This window comes from Micromonospora rubida (assembly GCF_009908295.1).
GTDB classification, from domain to species: domain Bacteria; phylum Actinomycetota; class Actinomycetes; order Mycobacteriales; family Micromonosporaceae; genus Micromonospora; species Micromonospora rubida.
On record NZ_JAAALO010000003.1, the window covers coordinates 895,857 to 911,730 of the forward strand.

Here is a 15,874-nt window from a genome sequence, read left to right on the forward strand (position 1 = left end):
ACTCCTCAAAATTCGATCGGCCCCTCGGACCGCCCCATCCAGGTCGATCCGTCGAGCTGGTCGTCTACCTGTCGGTCTTCTGCTGCCGGTCGGGATCGGCCTCCGCCGGGCCCGTGTCGGCGTGGCGGCCGGAGCCCCGGCGGGCCCCCGGGACGCTGCCGCCGACCGTCGCCACGCGGGGACGGCGCAGGGTCATGAGGAGACCGACGATCAACAGCGCCAGGCCGATGACCGCGAGCGTGAGCGGACCCCACAGCTTGACCATCTGGAGCAGTTGCCGGTTCGAGCCCGCCTTGTCGGCGCTGCTTGCGATCGCGTCGTCGGTGTAGGTGAAGACCGCGTCGAGGATGACGGTCTCCTGCCCGTTGTCGCCGACGAGCTTCTTGCTCTGCGTCTCCTCCACCTTGACGAACTGGCCGGTGGTCGGCTCCACCCACACCTTGCGGGTGTTGCTGTAGCTGACCCGGCCGGTGGTGGCACCGGGCACCAACTGGCCCACCAGGAGTTGCAGGCGGTCGGCCGGCAACGGCTGCGTCGCGTCGCGGATTTCCTGGGTGAACTGGTAGGTCTCCAGCCCGTTGATCTGCTCGGTCTTGACGAAGCGCGCCGGCTGGGTGGTGCTGATGTCCCGGTCGAAGATCTCGTAGGTCTTCTTCTCGGTGCCGAACGGGAACTTGTAGATCTGGCCCGAGTAGTTGACGCTCTGCCGGTCGTTGCCGGTGTCGAGCCACTGCTTGTCCCACTGCTGGGCGGCGCCGGACTTCCGGTCGAGTGCCAGCGACGTGCTGTAGGCGCTGATCAGGGCCTTGGTGTCGGTGCGGATGACCTCCTGCCCGACCAGCCACACGACGGCGTTGCCGTCGAGCGAGCCGTCCAGCTTGGCGGTCTCCCTGGTGTCCGGCGTGACGGTGACGGTCGAACGCAGGGTGGCCTGGTTCACCTCCGCCTTGCCGTTGGTGATCTGCATGAAGCGGGCGTTGGGTGCCTCGGCGACGGACTGGGTACGCTCCAGGTCGTACGGCAGACGGTCCACCTGGGGTGCCACGACGAACGTGAGACCGCCGGCGAAGACCAACGCGAGGACACCGACGCCGGACAGCGCGGCGCCGATGACGCGAGACCTCATAGTGCCTCCACGTATTGAGGGACGGGTGGTTCGGCAGGCGGACTGCTTGCCGGCTGCCAGAGGTTACTACCGAGTTACATCCGGAAGCGACCCCTGAGCCGCATCTTCATACGCTCAATCATCGGGTTCCGCCGTTTTCCGGAGCACCATTGTGAAGTTCCAAGTGAGCGTTTCCCGCAGCGCCGGAACCCGGGCCACCCACCGCGCCCACCCCGGGTGGTACCGGGGCAGCACGTCAACGATGTCGATGGCGCCGACGCGCCGGGCCGCCCTGGCCCACCGCATCGCCCGCGCGGCGCTGACGGGGAACAGGGTGTGCCCGAACCGGTTCTTCGGCTCTCGGCCGGTACGACGCAGGTAGCGCCGCCGGGCCCGCTCGCCACCCAGGAAGTGCCACGGCGAGGTCTCGTGGCCGCCCCACGGGGACAGCCACGGCGTGAACGACACGTACACGGTGCCACCGGGGCGGGTCACCCGGACCATCTCGTCGAGCATCGCCTCGGGTTCGGCGACGTGTTCGAGCACATTGGACGAGTAGCAGACCTCCACCCCGCCGGACCGTACGGGCAGCGCGGTCCCGCTGCCCCGCAGCATGCCCGACACCGCGGCGCCGGCTGCGGCGAAGTCACCGACGGCCGGGTCCAGACCGATGTACGCCGCGCCGGCCCGCCGGAACTCGGTGGCGAAGTAGCCGGGGCCGCCACCCACGTCGAGGACCCGGGCGCCGGCGAGGTCCACGTAGGACCGCAGTTGGCGTACGGAGTCGTCGGCGAGCAGCGAGTAGAACCGGTCCGGGTCGATCTGTTCGTGCAGGAAGCCGCGGAACAGCGCGACCGACCGGCCGAGCGTCGCCCGGTACGGCTCCTCGTCCGGTGGCGCGGTCGAGGGCTCCGGCGACGGCGAGGGCTCCGGGGACGGCTCGGTGTCGGCCTCGGGCGGGCGGGCGGCGTCCGGCACCACGGTCGCCGCGACGGCGCACACCGCCGCGAGCATCGCCGCCTGCACGACGGTCCCGTACACCCATTCCTGCCCGTGCCCGAGCAGTCGGCCCAGGACGGCCACCGAGATGCCGCCGGCGCCGGCGACGAAGGCGATCCCCGGCAGGGCACCCGGCCGCAGCAGGCGCACCAGCATGGCGGCGAGCAGCAGCGCGGCGGCGGCCACGCCGCCGAGGGCGACCGCGAGCGCCATCAGCGGCACCACGACCCACCACCCGCCGCCGGTACGGGCCGGCCGGTCCGTCGCCGGGCCCTCCACCGGCCGGCGGCGTCGAGCCGGCACGAGCGCGGCGAGTCCGACGACGAACACGGCGACAGCGCCCGCCACCAGCCCGGCCCGATAGGGCTGGTCAGGGGTGAAGCGGAGCATCACGGTGCCGCCGCTGCCGGCCGGCACCTCGAACGCCTGCTGCCAACCGTCGACCCGCTCGGCCCGTAGCCGCCGGCCGTCCAGCGTCGCGGTCCAGCCGGCGTTGAAGTTCTCCGTCACGACGAGCAGCGCCGCCTCGCCCGCGCCGATCGTGACCGTCCGGTCGGTGGCGGCCCACCGGTCGACCTGCACGTCGCGTGACCGGGTCGGCGCCGCCTTGCCGGTCCCGTCCGGCACGAGCGCCGCCGAGTCCACGACGAACGCGGCCGAGGGCACCGTGCGCAGGCGGTGTTCGCCAGCGGGGAGCTGCACCCCCTCGCTCGCGAAGTCGTCGCAAAGGGTCACCGCCAGCGACCGGCCGGCGCGTAGGTCCGCCAGGGTGCCGGAGACCGAGGTCGGGTACCCGACGCCGTCGAGCGTCACCGTCGGCCCCCTGCCGCAGGGCACCGCCACCGGCGTGCCGGCACCGGCCGGCCGCAGGAGGTCGGCGAGCGCGGGAACCTCGACCTCGGCGACGCCGACCGGCGCCGGCCAGGCGTTGCCGCGCGGGTCGGCCACCGCGCCGTCGAACGCGGTCACCGCAATGTCCAGCCGGTCGGTGGTCAGCTTCGGGAAGCGGATCCAGCCGTCGGCGTCGACCGGCGCGGTGGCCGACCGGGACGCGGTGCGCAGCACGACCTGCCGCGGCCGGGCGGAGACCGGCGTCGCCGGCGCGACCAGTCGCACCCGGTCGATCGTCCGGCGCTGCCCCCACCGCAGGCGCAGCGTCGGACGGTCGTCGACCGGTTCCGCGAGCCAGGCCGTGGTCGGATCGCCGTCCACCGCCGCGTCGGCGGCGACCGTGACGTCCCCGGCGAGCACCGACGACGCCGAGGCGGTCACCGGGCGGTCCACCGGCATCGACCCGCCCGGACGCGGTCGCGCGGTCAGGCGCAGGTGGTACGTCGCGTCCACCGGCGTCGCGAAGAACCGGTCCACGCCCAGCGGTTCCTCGCCCGTACGGGCCAGGAACTGGTCGCAGCGGAGCCCGTCCGGGCCGGTGAAGCAGGCGGCTCGGTCCTGCGGGGCGCGGCTGAACGCGTACGCCGGCGCCGGCCCCCCGCTCAGGTCCGTCGGCGCGCGCAGCCCACGCTGGGCAGCCAGCCCTGGAACGCCGAGCTCGCGCAGCCCCACCGCGCCGCCGCTGTAGCCCTGGCGGAGGGCGAGCACCGTCACCCGTACGGTCGTGGTCAGGCCGGGGAGCGTCTCGAGCCGGTGCGGCCCGGGAGTGTCGGGCACCGCCCGGTCGACCGCACCCTGGTCGGTGCTGACCCGCACCAGCCCGACCGGGAGCGCCGTCCGCAGGTCGTCGGAGAAGTCCACGGTCACCTCGGTGACCCGGAGCGGCGTGTCGAGTGTCATCTCCAGCCACTGGCCCGAGGCCGGTTCGAACGGGTCGGAGCGCCAGGCGGTGGCCGGGTCGCCGTCGAGCGCGGCGAACGGGAGGTAGGAGGGCTCGGTGCCGCCGCCGGAGTCGGCGAAGCTGGCGCTGCTGGACGCGTCCACCGACCGGATGCCCTGGTATGCGGCGACGGTCTGATGCCCGTCGGCGGCGAACGGGAGCAGGTCGGTGCGGATCCGTCCCTGCCGGGTCGCCTCGTCGGCGGTCAGGGTGTGGCTGACGTTGTCGCGCATCCGGCCCACGTTCAGCTCGCGCCGACGCAGCCCGTCGGTGACGATCCGCGGCCCGGTTGCGTCGGCCGGCTCCGCGTCGCCGGTCAGCAGGACCGGCTGCCGTGGGTCGAGCAGGCCCTGCTCGAGCACCCCGAGCAGCGACTCCGGTCCGCCGCTGACCACCGGCACGTCGGCGCGGGCCGACGCCGAGACGGTGGGCACCGCGCGGTCGACCGCGAAGATCTCGATCGCCGGTACGGACTGCGCCGCGTCGACCGGGCTGCGCTGCGGATCGTCGACGCTCACCTCGGGGCCGAACGACGCGGCCGGCCGCAGCCCCGGGGAGCCCGCGATCGCCTGCCGGATGACCGCGATCGGCGGGGCGCCGCTGGCCGTCCGGTCGATGTCGTGGCGGACCAGCAGGTAGCGGTAGCCGGAGCGGGCGAGGAAGTCGGCGAGCGCCGGTGAGCCACGGCCCTGCGCCAGGACCGTCTCGACGGCGTCCATCACCCGGATGTTGCCCTCGGAGCCGAGCGGGATCTGGTGCCGGGTCGCCCAGGGTGCGCCGGCCAGCGGCTGAAGTGGCTCGTCCACCGTCCGGCCCCAGGTGTGCTGCGCGAACCCGGACCCGGGGACGACCAGCGTACGGGCCTGCGGATCCTGCGCGGCGAGCCAGCCGGCCGCCTGCCGCCAGTGGGTGGGCAGGTCCGTCCAGCCCGGACCCGGCCGCAGCATGAGCATCCACGCGGGCGCGGACGCGACGAGCAGCAGCCCCGCCACGACCGGTGCCGCGTGGATCCGCACCCGACGCCGGGCGACCAGGTGGCTGGCCGCGTGGGCGAGGCCGAGCAGGAGCGGAAGCCGCAGCACCGGCTCGAACTTGTGCACGTTGCGCAGCGGCGCGAGTGGCCCGTCGAGCAGGTCGCGGACGAACGGGGCGAGCGGGCTGTCCAGCGTGCCGAGGTAGCCGGTGGTCAGCAGGGTCAGCCCGGTCAGCACGCCGAGTACGAGAAACCGGCGCTCGGGCAGGTCGCGCAACGCGAGCCCCACCAGGCCGACCAGGGCGATCAGCGCGGTCGCGGCCATCAGTGCGGGGCTGTCGATGAGCACCCAGCCGGCCGGCCACCATGGTTCGCCCTGGACGACGTAGCCGACCCACTGGTTGGTGCCGCGTACGGCCTGGAAGAGCGAGGTCACCGCGGTGGTCGTCGCCGACGACTCGATGTAGTCCAGGAACGGCAGGCTGTACTGCCCGAAGAGCAGCAGCGGCGCGACCCACCAGAGGGTCGCGCCCGCCACGAAGACGCACCACCAGGCCGCGAGCACGGCCAGTTGCCGGTCCCAGCGCCGGGTCGCCAACCAGAGCGCGGGCAGCACCAGCGCCATCACGGTGGCGGCGGCGTTGATCCCGCCCATGAAGAGCACGGCGAACCCGGAGAGGGCCGCCGCGCGCCGGGCCGAGCCGATGCGGCGCACCGCCGCCAACGGCAGCAGCACCCACGGCAGCACGACCACCGGCAGCATCTCCGCGGAGAGCGGGCCGATCTCGGTCAGCATCCGGGGCGCGAGCGCGTAGGCCAGCCCGGCCAGCAGCCGCCCGGGCTCGGCGCCGATCCGCAGTGCCCGGGCGAGCAGCACCACGCCGAGGTACCCGGCGCAGAGCAGGAGTGCGCTCCAGGCTCGCTGGGTCACCCACGGGGGCAGGCCGAGCAGGTCACCGACGGCGAAGAACGGGCCCATCGGGAACAGATAGCCGTACGCCTGCTGCTGCAGTTCCCCCGAGGCCGCCTCCGGGTTCCACAGGTGCAGCGCCCGGGCCATGAACCCGATCGGGTCGACGGCCAGGTCCAGCTTGGTGTCGAAGGTGGCGCGTCCGGGGCGCTGCAGCACGGCGACCACCACGAGCAGGAGCGCGCCCGCCCAGGTGGCGAGGCGCCGCCGGCGGCGGTCCACCGCGTCGGGGCCGCCGGCCGCGCCCGCCGGCCGGGCGGCGGGCGGCCCGGCGGCCCCGACGCGGTTCCGCGTGGTGGCCGTCATCGGCGGCACTTCGGCGGCAGGCAGCTGAACTCGGCCAGCGCGGAGTAGAAGATCCGCTGGATGCCGGACGGTCGTGGGGTCAGCGCGACCCGTCCGCCGGTAGCACGGGCGATCTGTTTGAGCTCGTCCGGATCGATGTCCGGGCCGACGCCGATGAACAGGATCGGCACCGGACGGCGCTTGTCGCGCAGCGCGGCCAGCTCGTCGAGCAGCTTCGCCCGGCTGATCCCGCTGGCGTTGTCGTCCTTGCCGTCGGTCAGGACCAGCACCATGTTGATCCGCCCAACGGTCCAGTTCCGGGTCGCGTCGCGGTACGCGGCGAGTGTGGTGTCGTAGAGCCCGGTCGCGCCGTTCGGCTTGACCCGTACCCGGTCGAGCGCGTCCACGATCTGCGCGCGGCGCGGGCCGACCGGACCGACCGGAATCACCTCGCGGTAGTCACGCTCGCCGTCCAGGTCGGTGGAGAACTCCCAGATGCCGAGCTCGGTGGTGCCCAGGAGCAGCTCCGCGCCGCCCTGGGCGGCCTTGATCATGGCGGAGAGCCGGGTCTCCGTCGACCCCGGCAACTGCGCGGCCATCGATCCGGAGATGTCCAGCACCGCGAGCATCCGGGCGCTGATGTGCACCCCGCCCCACGCGTTGAGCAGCGCGGTCGCTGCCGTCTCTGCGGGTAGGGACGCCGGGGGGTATGTCCCGGTGCGGATCCCGCTGCCGGCGGGGATGGCGGCGGGTGACCCGCCGCTCGGGGTACGCAGGCCGTGGCCGGTCAACGCCGTCGCGCCCTCGGCGGCGAGCATCCCGCGCAGGAAGGCGGCGGCACCCTCGCGGCGCGCATCGGAGGCGAGGATCGCGTACGGGTAGTCCGGGCCGGGTACGGGCGCCGGCGGGTAGACGGCGACCTGGCGCGTACCGCCGTCGGCGGCGGCGGCCAGGAGGATCGCCTGCTCGGTGCTGACGACCGCGGATTCGGCCGCACCGGGGCCGGTGGGTGCGGGGGCCGCGCCGGGGAACGGCGCCGTGCGGGCCGCCAGTCGACGCATGATCGCCGCCGCACCGGCCGCACCCGCCGTCGGTTGGGCGGCGTCGGCGAGCGCCCGGATGCCCACCAGCGCGCCGAAGCCGAGCGGGCTGGCCGTCGGGTCGGGCAGCACGACGGGCAGTGGTGGTCGTTCGGCGGCGACCAGACCGGCCCAACCGAGGTTGCGGTCGCGCCTCAGCCGCGCGGCCGACCGCTCGTCGAGCGACAGCACGACCGGGGTGCTCGCCACGGAGACGCCCTCCGCCGGCACCTGGAAGGCGCCGGCGGCGTGGGCGCGGCGCAGCCACAGCGTCGACTCCGGCAACCAGGCGTCGGGGGGAGCGGTGGGAGTCGTGGGCGGCGGACCCGTCGTCGTGCTGGCCCCCGCACCGCTGGCCGCCGGACGGGCGAGGTCGCGCAGCACGTCCGCGGACTCGCGCGCCTCCACCACCACGTCGAGGCAGCGTTCCCGGGCGGCGAGGTCGCGCGCGACCTGTCGGGCGGGCGGCTCGACGCTCGGCGCCACCGCGATCCGCAGCGCGGTCCTTTGTGTACAGGGCGGCTCACGCCGGGTCCGATCGAGGTAACTGGTCGCACCCCAACCGCCGAGCACCGCGACCAGCGCGACGCTGAGCAGCAGGACCGGCCAGAACTCCGGCCGGGTCCGCAGGCCGCCGTTCGCCACACTTCCTCCTCTGTGACGTCACCGTTGCGGAACTCTGCAGAAGCGTCCTAGTGTGACGCAACCGCGAACCGTACTCGCAAGTAGGGGTGGATGAGTAGGCCATGACCCAAACCTCTGGTCCTCATGTCCTCTTCCTGAGCTGGCGGGACACGCGGCATCCGGAGGGCGGCGGTTCGGAGGTCTTCCTCGAACGGGTCGGAGCCGAATTGGTCGCGCGCGGCTACCGGGTGACCCTGTTCTGCCAGGCACACGCCGACGGCCCCGCCCTGGAGACGATTCCCGAGGGGGTCCGCATCCTGCGCCGCGGCGGCCGCCACACGGTCTACCTGTACGCGGCCCTGGTCTACCTGGCGGGCACCTTCGGCATCGGCCCGCTCGCCCGTCGGCGGCTCGGCCGGCCGGACGTGATCGTCGACGTGTGCAACGGCATGCCGTTCCTCAGCCGGGTCTACGCCCGCCGCCCGGTCATCGCGCTGGTCCACCACGTGCACCGTGAGCAGTGGCCGGTGGTCTTCGGCCCGTGGATGGCCCGGATCGGCTGGTGGATCGAGTCGCGGCTGGCGGTCCGGGTCTACCGGACCTGCCGGTACATCACGGTGTCCGAGTCGACCCGCAGGGAGCTCGCCGGGCTCGGCGTCGAGCCGGGCCGCGTCGCGGTCATCCACAACGGAACGCCGGCGGTCGTCGGCCCGCCGGTGTCGCGTACCGCCCACCCGAGCCTGGTGGTGCTCGGCCGGCTCGTTCCGCACAAGCGGGTGGAGTTGGCGCTGCGCGCCACCGCACTGCTCGCCACGGAGTTGCCGGAGCTCGAACTGGTGGTGGCCGGCCAGGGCTGGTGGGACGAGCCGTTGCGGCGGCTCGCCGCCGACCTCGACATCACCGACCGCGTCCGGTTCACCGGGTTCGTCCCGGAGGACCGCAAACACGAGTTGCTGTGCCGCTCGTGGGTGTCGTTGGTGCCGTCGCTCAAGGAGGGCTGGGGGCTGACCATCGTGGAAGCCGGTGCCCGGGGCACCCCGTCCGTCGCGTTCCGCGCCGCCGGCGGGGTCGCCGAGGCGATGGCCGACGGGCAGACCGGCGTGCTGGTCGACGACGAGTTCCAGTTCTTCCAGGCGGTCAGGGCGTTGCTGCTCGACCCGGACCGGCGCGCGGAGATGGGCACGGCTGCCGCGACCTATGCGCGGCGCTTCACCTGGTCGGTGTCGGGGACGGCGTTCGCCGATGTGGTCGCCGGCCAGTTGCCGGCGACCACGCCGCAGCTAGCGGATCAGCGGTTGCCGTAGACCTTGGTGACAGGGGTGTCGGTGGTCTCTTCGGCGACGTGGTCGGCGGACGGACTCACCGCTCCGACCGTCGCGACGAGGCCGATGATGCCCAGCGCCGCGCCGAGGACAGCAGCGACGGCGAACGTGGCCAGCTTGGCCATGGTTCTACCTCCCCGGGTTCGTGAGTGCGCGGAATATACCACGATCTTTGTCCGCCGAGCAGGAGGGCCAGGAGAGCGAGAACCACGATCGTCGCGGCGACCAGGTGCGCGGCGGCCGCGGGCCACCGCCGGGCGGCCGATGGCGGCGGGGCGGCGGCCGGGTTCTCCCACAGCTCAAGGTGCGGACCGGCGAAGACCGGACGCAGCCCGGCGAGGGCCGTCGCGGTCGGCTCGCCGCCGGGTTCGCGCCGGACCAGCACCCACCGGACCCCCAGCTCGGCGAGCGGGCCGTCCGCGTCGAGGACGGCACGCACCCGCGCCGCCCGTGGGTTCTCGCCGTCGACCGTCACGTCGCCGACCCGCAGTGCGTCGTTCATCAGCACCGGCGCGTCCAGGTAGCGCGGCGCGGGGTCGCGCACCACAGTGTCGTGGGCCCAGCCGTACCGCTGGTAGCCCTCGAACGGCAGCGAGAGCACCTCGCCGGGCGTGGCCGCGACCCGCGCCGCCACCGCGTCCCAGTCGGCCGGATAGCGCACCGGCCGGAGCTGCCCGGCGGCGCCGAAGGCCAGGTCGGGCAGGATCACCACCGGCAGCAGCGCGGCCGCGACCAGCACGACCCGGCCCGCGCCGGCGTCGAGGCGGCGAGCCAACCTCCCGGCGAGCACCTCGGCGCCGAGGGCGACCCCCAGCGCCAGCAGGACCGCGTACGGGATCAGGAACTTCTGGCCGTCACGCAGCAGCCCGGCGCCCGGAACCGTGTCGATGAGCCGCTCCAGGGCCGGCGCCCCGGGCGCGGTGCCCGCCGCGGCGAGCAGGAACGCGCCGGCCGCGAGCAGCCCCAGCCGCCCGGTCCCGCCCGGCCACCGCCGGCGCAGTTCCCGCACCCCCACCACGGCCACCGCGAGCAGCACCAGCGTCGCGACCGGCACGAGCGGCGAGGACCGGCTGTCGGGCACGGTCTGCGCGTTCCAGATGCCGCCGGTGCCGGCCAGCGCCGCCCACGCGCCGCCCCAGTTCTCGGCCCGCGCGGCGAACGCGGCGACGCCCTCCGGATCGGACCGGCCGTCGGCGGCACTCGTCGCGGCCGCGACGAGCCAGGGCGCGTTGAGCGCGGCGATTGCGCCGAGGGCGGCGGCGGTCGCCCGGCGCCAGCCCGCGAAGCCGCCGGGCAGCAGCACGGCCACGGTGCCCAGCGCGATCACGCCGCCGGTCGGGGTCACCGCGGCCGGCGCCGCCGCCAGCACCAGGCGGGCCAGCCCGCCGGGCCGGCCGGTGCGCACATCCCGCACTGCGGCGACCAGCCAGGGCAGGGCCGCGTACGCCAGCAGGAGGCCCCACTGCCCGAGCAGCAGCCGCTCGGCGAGGTACGGCGTCCAGGCGTAGGCGAACGCGCCGGCCACGCGGGTGAGGGTCCGCCCGGTCGGCATCAGCCGGGCCATGCCGAGCGCCGCCAGGTAGACGATCGCGACCAGCGCGATCCGCTGCACCAACCAGCCCGGGGCGACGAGGTTGGCGGTCGACACCAGCGCGTCCAGCGGCACGGCGCGGGGCAGCGCGTCGGCCGGCGCGACCATCTCCCAGTTCAGCGGCTGACGGGGCACGAAGACCATGTCGTAGCGCAGCACGTAGCCGGGCAGGACCAGCGGGGCGAGCACCACGGCGGTGATCACCGCCGCGACGGCGTGCGGCGCGGCGTGCGGGATCAGCCGGTGACGCACCGGCTACCCGACCGGCTGTGGCACCAGCGCGCCGATCTCGATCTCGTCGGTGCAGAGGGTGGCCGTCGGGTCGTCCACCGTGAGCTGGGCCTCGTTGCCGCCGCCGGACACGAGCAGGAACATCGCGTTGAGCCCGCGGTGCACGTCGAACGGCACTGCCTCGCCGTCGCCGAGCCGGAACGTGGCGGTGGTGTCCCGGTCGCTGATGTACCCGATCCGCACCGCCTGCCAGTAGTCGACGACCGTGGCCTTCAGTGGGATCCGCGCCGTCCGGCCGCCCGCGACCTGGTAGCCGCAGCCCGGTGCCGGCCCGGGCGCCGCGCTGACGCCCTTGACCCAGGCCGGGCGGACGTGGCCGGACGCGTCGAAGACCCACAGCTTGCGGGCCTTGGTCACGAAGACCGGTTCGTCGTCGAGCGGCGCGAAGAATCGCGACTGAAGGTTCCACGGGTGGGACAACCCGGGGACCACCACCTCGGGCACCGGCTGGTCCATGAACACCGTTCCCGGCTCGGCGGTGGCCAGGTCGGCGAGGGCCGTGTGCAGGTAGTCGCGACTGGCCTTGGACCGCCAGTCGGTGCCGAAGTCGACGCCACTGTAGACGCTGCTGGCGATCAGCAGGACCAGGCCGACGGCGAGCGCGGTGGCGAACGGCTGGGGGTGGTCGCGGATCGGCGCCGGTTCGGCGGCGGCGTCGGCGGTCATTGTGGCGTCGGCCGGCTTTGTGGCGTCGGCTGGTTCCGTGGCGTCAGCCGGCTTTGTGGCGTCGGCTGGTTCCGTGGCGTCGGCCGGTTCGGCCCGGCGCAGGCCGCAGAGCGCCACGCCGGCGCAGAGCGCCGCGACGAGCAGCACGTCGCCGAAGTAGCGCGGCACCAGGCCGGCCACCCCGCTGAACCCGGACCCGAGCCGGGTGGCGCCGATCAGCCCGGCGGTCAGCCCGGAGTAGAGCGCCAGCAGGATCCACGCCCGGACCGCCACCGTGCGGCGCAGCCACACCGTGCCACCGACGAACGCCGCCACGATCGCCCACGAGACCCACTGGGCGGTCCGGGTCAGGGCGACGACGGCGGGGCCGTCCGAGGCGTCGAGCCAGGTCCACGGGCCGCCCACCAGGCCGGCGGGGAGGGACTGCCCGTAGAACTGCTGGAGGAAGGCGCCGACCTCGCCCGCCGAGATCGGCGCGCGTAGCGCGGACTCCGACATCGACAGGTAGCCGGCCAGGTACACCACGGAGATCCCGGCGAGCACCAGCCAGGCGGGCCACCAGCGGCGGATAGTGGTCAGCACCGCCCGCAGCGGCCCACCCGGCGCGTAGAGGCAGAGGGTCACCAGGAAGACCGCCGCGACCACCAGCAGCGCCTTCTCGAAGAAGAGCAGGGCGACGACGACCGACGCGCCGAGCGCGACCAGGTGGCGGCGCCGGCGGGTACGGATGTAGCGCACCTGGGCCCCGATGGCCACGATCATGGCCAACTGCATCGGCAGCAGGTTGATCCCCACCGCCCACCACGCGCTGACCTCGAGCGTCATCGGGTTGAACACGAACAGGCACAGCGGCACCAGCAACGCCCAGCCCGCCGGGAGCAGGAGGCGCAGCAGCCGGTAGAAGGCGACGCTGACGGCCAACTGACCGATCACCATGAGCGCGGCGTACGGCCAGTATTCGTACTCGGTCAGCCGGTGGGTGACCCAGGTGAGCAGCCGGGCGGCCGGCATGAGGTGGTTGTTGTAGAGCGCGAACAGGTGCCCCGGTGCCAGGCCGCCGGCGTCGGCCTGGGCGATGATCGGGAAGTCGTCGGCGGTGAGGAACCCGCGTGTGGTGATCGACGCCCGCCAGAACACGCTTGCGGTGATCAGCACGACGGCGGCGATGTGGATCGGGTCGACGCGCCTGGCGGCGGTGGTGTCGGGCGCGGCGGTGGTGCCCTGCGCGGCGGTGGTGCCGGGCTCCGTCATCGGGGCGGCTCATCGCGACGGAACAGGACCATGTTGACGTAGCGCGGTCGCGGGTCGACGACCCGGCGGGCGAAGCTCTGCGCCACCCGGCCGACCGCCGCCCGCTGGTGCGCGACCAGGTCGAAGCCGGCCAGCGGCACCCAGCGGTCGTCCGGCATGACGTGCGGCCGGTAGCCCCACCCGTCGAGCAGCGCGAGCACCGGGTCGATCGGCTGGATCCGCTCCTCGAGTTCGATGAGCAGAAGCGGGCCGTCCCGCCGGATGGTGCGCTCGGCGCCGCGTAGCGCCGGCAGCTCATGGCCCTCGACGTCGAGCTTGACGAATCGCACGTCGGTGAGCCCGAGACCGTCCACTGTGATCCGGTCGACGGTGACCGACGGGCCGTCGCCATGCTCCACGGACGAGGTGCCGATACCGGGGCCACCGGCGGGAACGAACAGCTCCGCCTTGCCCGGCCGGTCGGAGGCCACCGCCTCGACGACCCGTACGTCCGGGTAGGCGGCGGCCACGCACCGCGCCAGCTCGGCGGCCGGCTCCACCGCCACGACCCGGTCGGCCAGCTGGCGCAGGCCGCGGGTCCACGGCCCGTACCAGGCGCCGACGTCCAGAGCGGTGCCGCCGCGAGGCGCGTAGGAGGGCAGCCGGGCGAGCTCCGGTTCGACCCGCGGATAGGCGAGCCGAACGGCGGCCCCGACGGCGCGGGCCGGCAGCCTGGCGGCGAACCGCGAACTGAGTTCCGTGGACAGCGTGCTGGCCATGGAGTGGAACCTTAGTCCCTTACCTACGGATGGGTAGACCCGAGGTTTCCTCGCCAGTAACCTGCACTGGCCGGCGGGCGATTTCCGTGCCGGGCCGGTGGAAGGATGCGGCGATGACACAGGCGGATGGCGCGGCGACGGTCGATGTCTGTGTCGTGGGCGGCTGCGGCCGGGTCGGCCTGCCGCTGGGCATCGCGCTGGCCTCCCGTGGCCTGAGCGTCGTGCTGTACGACATCGACGCCGCCGCGGTCGACCGGGTCAACTCCGGTTCGCTGCCGTTCGCCGAGGAGGGCGCCGCGCAGCCGCTGACCGAGGCGCTGGCCGCCGGCCGGTTGCGCGCGAGCACCGAGGCGACGAGCGTCGGGCTGGCCGACACCCTGGTCGTGGTCGTGGGCACCCCGGTCGACGAACACCTCAACCCCGACCTCAGCGCGGTGCCCCGGGCGCTGGAACGCTGCGCCGAGCACCTGCACGACGGGCAGCTGGTGGTCCTGCGCAGCACGGTCTACCCGGGCGTGACGGCGCTGACCGAGAAGCTGCTGGCGAGCAGGGGCCTCACGGTCGACGTGGCGTTCTGCCCGGAGCGGATCGCCGAGGGCCGGGCGATGACCGAGCTGTTCACCCTGCCGCAGATCGTCGCGGCCCGGACGCCGCAGGCCATGGAACGGGCGGAGCTGCTCTTCCGCCGGCTCACCGACTCGATCGTCGCGTTGGAGCCGGAGGAGGCCGAGCTCGCGAAGCTGTTCACCAACACCTGGCGGTACGTGAAGTTCGCGACCGCCAACCAGTTCTGGATGATGGCCAACGACTTCGGCCTCGACTTCGCCCGCATCCGGCACGCCGTCGCGTTCGACTACCCGCGCGCGGCCGACCTGCCGATGCCCGGCTTCGCCGCCGGGCCGTGCCTGCTCAAGGACACCATGCAGCTGGCCGCGTTCAACCGGAACAACTTCGTGCTCGGCCACTCCGCGATGTTGATCAACGAGGGCCTGCCGCTGTACCTGGTCTCCCGGCTGGAGGATCGGTTCGACCTCGCCACGATGACGGTCGGCATCCTGGGCATGGCGTTCAAGGGCGGCAGTGACGACTCCCGCAGCAGCCTGGCGTACAAGTTGCGCAAGATCCTGAGGCTCAAGGCGGGGGAGACCCTGTGCACCGACCCGTACGTGGCCGACGACCGGATCCTCCCGCTCGACGAGGTGCTCAGGCGGGCCGATCTGCTGGTGATCGCCGCACCGCATGCCGACTACGCCGACCTCGACACCGACAAGCCGCTGATCGACATGTGGGGCCTGACCGGGCGGGGCGTGCGGGTGTGACGCCCCGGGTCACGGTGGTCATCCCGGTCTACAACGAGGGCGCGGGCGTCGTCCGGTGCCTCGACCGCATCCTGCGTGAGGTGCTGCTGCCGGCCGAGGTGCTCATCGTGCACGACATGCCAGAGGACACCACCGTCCCGTACGCCCGGGAGGTCGCCGGCCGCGATCCGCGGGTCCGCCCGGTGCTCAACACGTACGGGCGCGGGCCGGCCAACGCGATCCGGTTCGGCATCGACGCGGCGCGAGCGCCGGTCGCCGTGGTGACGATGGCCGACGGCTGTGACGACCCACGGCAGATCGACGACCTGGCCCGGCTCGTCGACCGTGGGGTGGTGGTCGCCGCCGCGTCCCGCTACATGCCCGGTGGGCAGCAGGTCGGCGGGCCGCGATTCAAGCGGATGGCCTCCCGGTGGGCCGGGCGCACCCTGTGGCTGCTGGCGAGGGTCGGCACCCGCGACGCGACCAACAGCTTCAAGGCGTACGACACCGACTTCGTCCGCGAGGTCGGCATCGAGTCCCGGACCGGGTTCGAGATCGGCATCGAGCTGACCGCGAAGGCGACCCGGTTGCGTCGCCCGGTCGCCGAGATCCCGACGATCTGGCTGGATCGGCAGCTCGGCGAGTCGCACTTCGACGTGGGGCGGTTCCTGCCCAGCTATCTGCGCTGGTACTTTTTCGCGTTCGGTCGGCGGCTGACCGCGCAGCAGCTCGCCGCGAGGTGGGAGGCGCGGCGCCCGTCGCCGGCCGCGCCCGCGCCGCACGTGGCGACCGACGACATGGCGACCGACGACGTGGCGCGGTAGAGGAGGT

Annotated in this window: 9 protein-coding genes; 3 read left to right on the forward strand and 6 right to left on the reverse strand. The window is 73.8% G+C overall.

Going from position 1 to position 15,874, the window contains the following annotated elements; genetic code table 11:
* Positions 1–64: 64 nt before the first annotated feature.
* From GVV04_RS13655 to GVV04_RS13665, 3 genes are all read right to left on the reverse strand, one after another.
* Entirely contained in the window at positions 65–1,126 is a 1,062-nt protein-coding gene (locus GVV04_RS13655; RefSeq protein ID WP_161688105.1) for a DUF3068 domain-containing protein, read from the reverse strand.
* A gap of 114 nt (positions 1,127–1,240) precedes the next feature.
* A complete protein-coding gene (locus GVV04_RS13660; protein WP_161688107.1) occupies positions 1,241–6,184 on the reverse strand; it encodes an alpha-(1->3)-arabinofuranosyltransferase domain-containing protein in 4,944 nt (1,647 codons plus the stop codon).
* Complete coding sequence (locus GVV04_RS13665; protein WP_161688109.1) at positions 6,181–7,887, reverse strand: substrate-binding domain-containing protein; 1,707 nt, start codon at positions 7,885–7,887, stop codon at positions 6,181–6,183. The genes GVV04_RS13660 and GVV04_RS13665 overlap by 4 nt, the downstream gene beginning before the upstream one ends.
* 101 nt (positions 7,888–7,988) lie before the next feature.
* Between GVV04_RS13665 and GVV04_RS13670 the strand changes: the two genes are divergently transcribed.
* The gene (locus GVV04_RS13670; RefSeq protein WP_161688111.1) at positions 7,989–9,170 is read left to right on the forward strand and encodes a glycosyltransferase family 4 protein; all 1,182 of its coding nucleotides are present in this window, start codon (positions 7,989–7,991) and stop codon (positions 9,168–9,170) included.
* A 55-nt stretch (positions 9,171–9,225) separates the two neighbouring features.
* Here GVV04_RS13670 and GVV04_RS13675 read toward each other — a convergent pair whose 3' ends face one another.
* From GVV04_RS13675 to GVV04_RS13685, 3 genes are read right to left on the reverse strand one after another with little or no spacing between them, the layout of a single operon-like run.
* Entirely contained in the window at positions 9,226–11,031 is a 1,806-nt protein-coding gene (locus GVV04_RS13675) for a hypothetical protein (protein WP_328822362.1), read from the reverse strand.
* A gap of 3 nt (positions 11,032–11,034) precedes the next feature.
* On the reverse strand, positions 11,035–12,987 hold the full coding sequence (locus GVV04_RS13680; protein ID WP_161688113.1) for a hypothetical protein: 1,953 nt from the start codon (positions 12,985–12,987) through the stop codon (positions 11,035–11,037).
* Entirely contained in the window at positions 12,984–13,745 is a 762-nt protein-coding gene (locus GVV04_RS13685; protein ID WP_161688115.1) for an FkbM family methyltransferase, read from the reverse strand. The genes GVV04_RS13680 and GVV04_RS13685 overlap by 4 nt, the downstream gene beginning before the upstream one ends.
* 113 nt (positions 13,746–13,858) lie before the next feature.
* On the opposite strand from GVV04_RS13685, the gene GVV04_RS13690 reads away from it, so the two are divergent.
* A complete protein-coding gene (locus GVV04_RS13690; protein WP_161688117.1) occupies positions 13,859–15,064 on the forward strand; it encodes a nucleotide sugar dehydrogenase in 1,206 nt (401 codons plus the stop codon).
* A complete protein-coding gene (locus GVV04_RS13695) occupies positions 15,061–15,867 on the forward strand; it encodes a glycosyltransferase family 2 protein (protein WP_161688119.1) in 807 nt (268 codons plus the stop codon). The genes GVV04_RS13690 and GVV04_RS13695 overlap by 4 nt, the downstream gene beginning before the upstream one ends.
* The last annotated feature ends 7 nt before the right edge of the window (positions 15,868–15,874 follow it).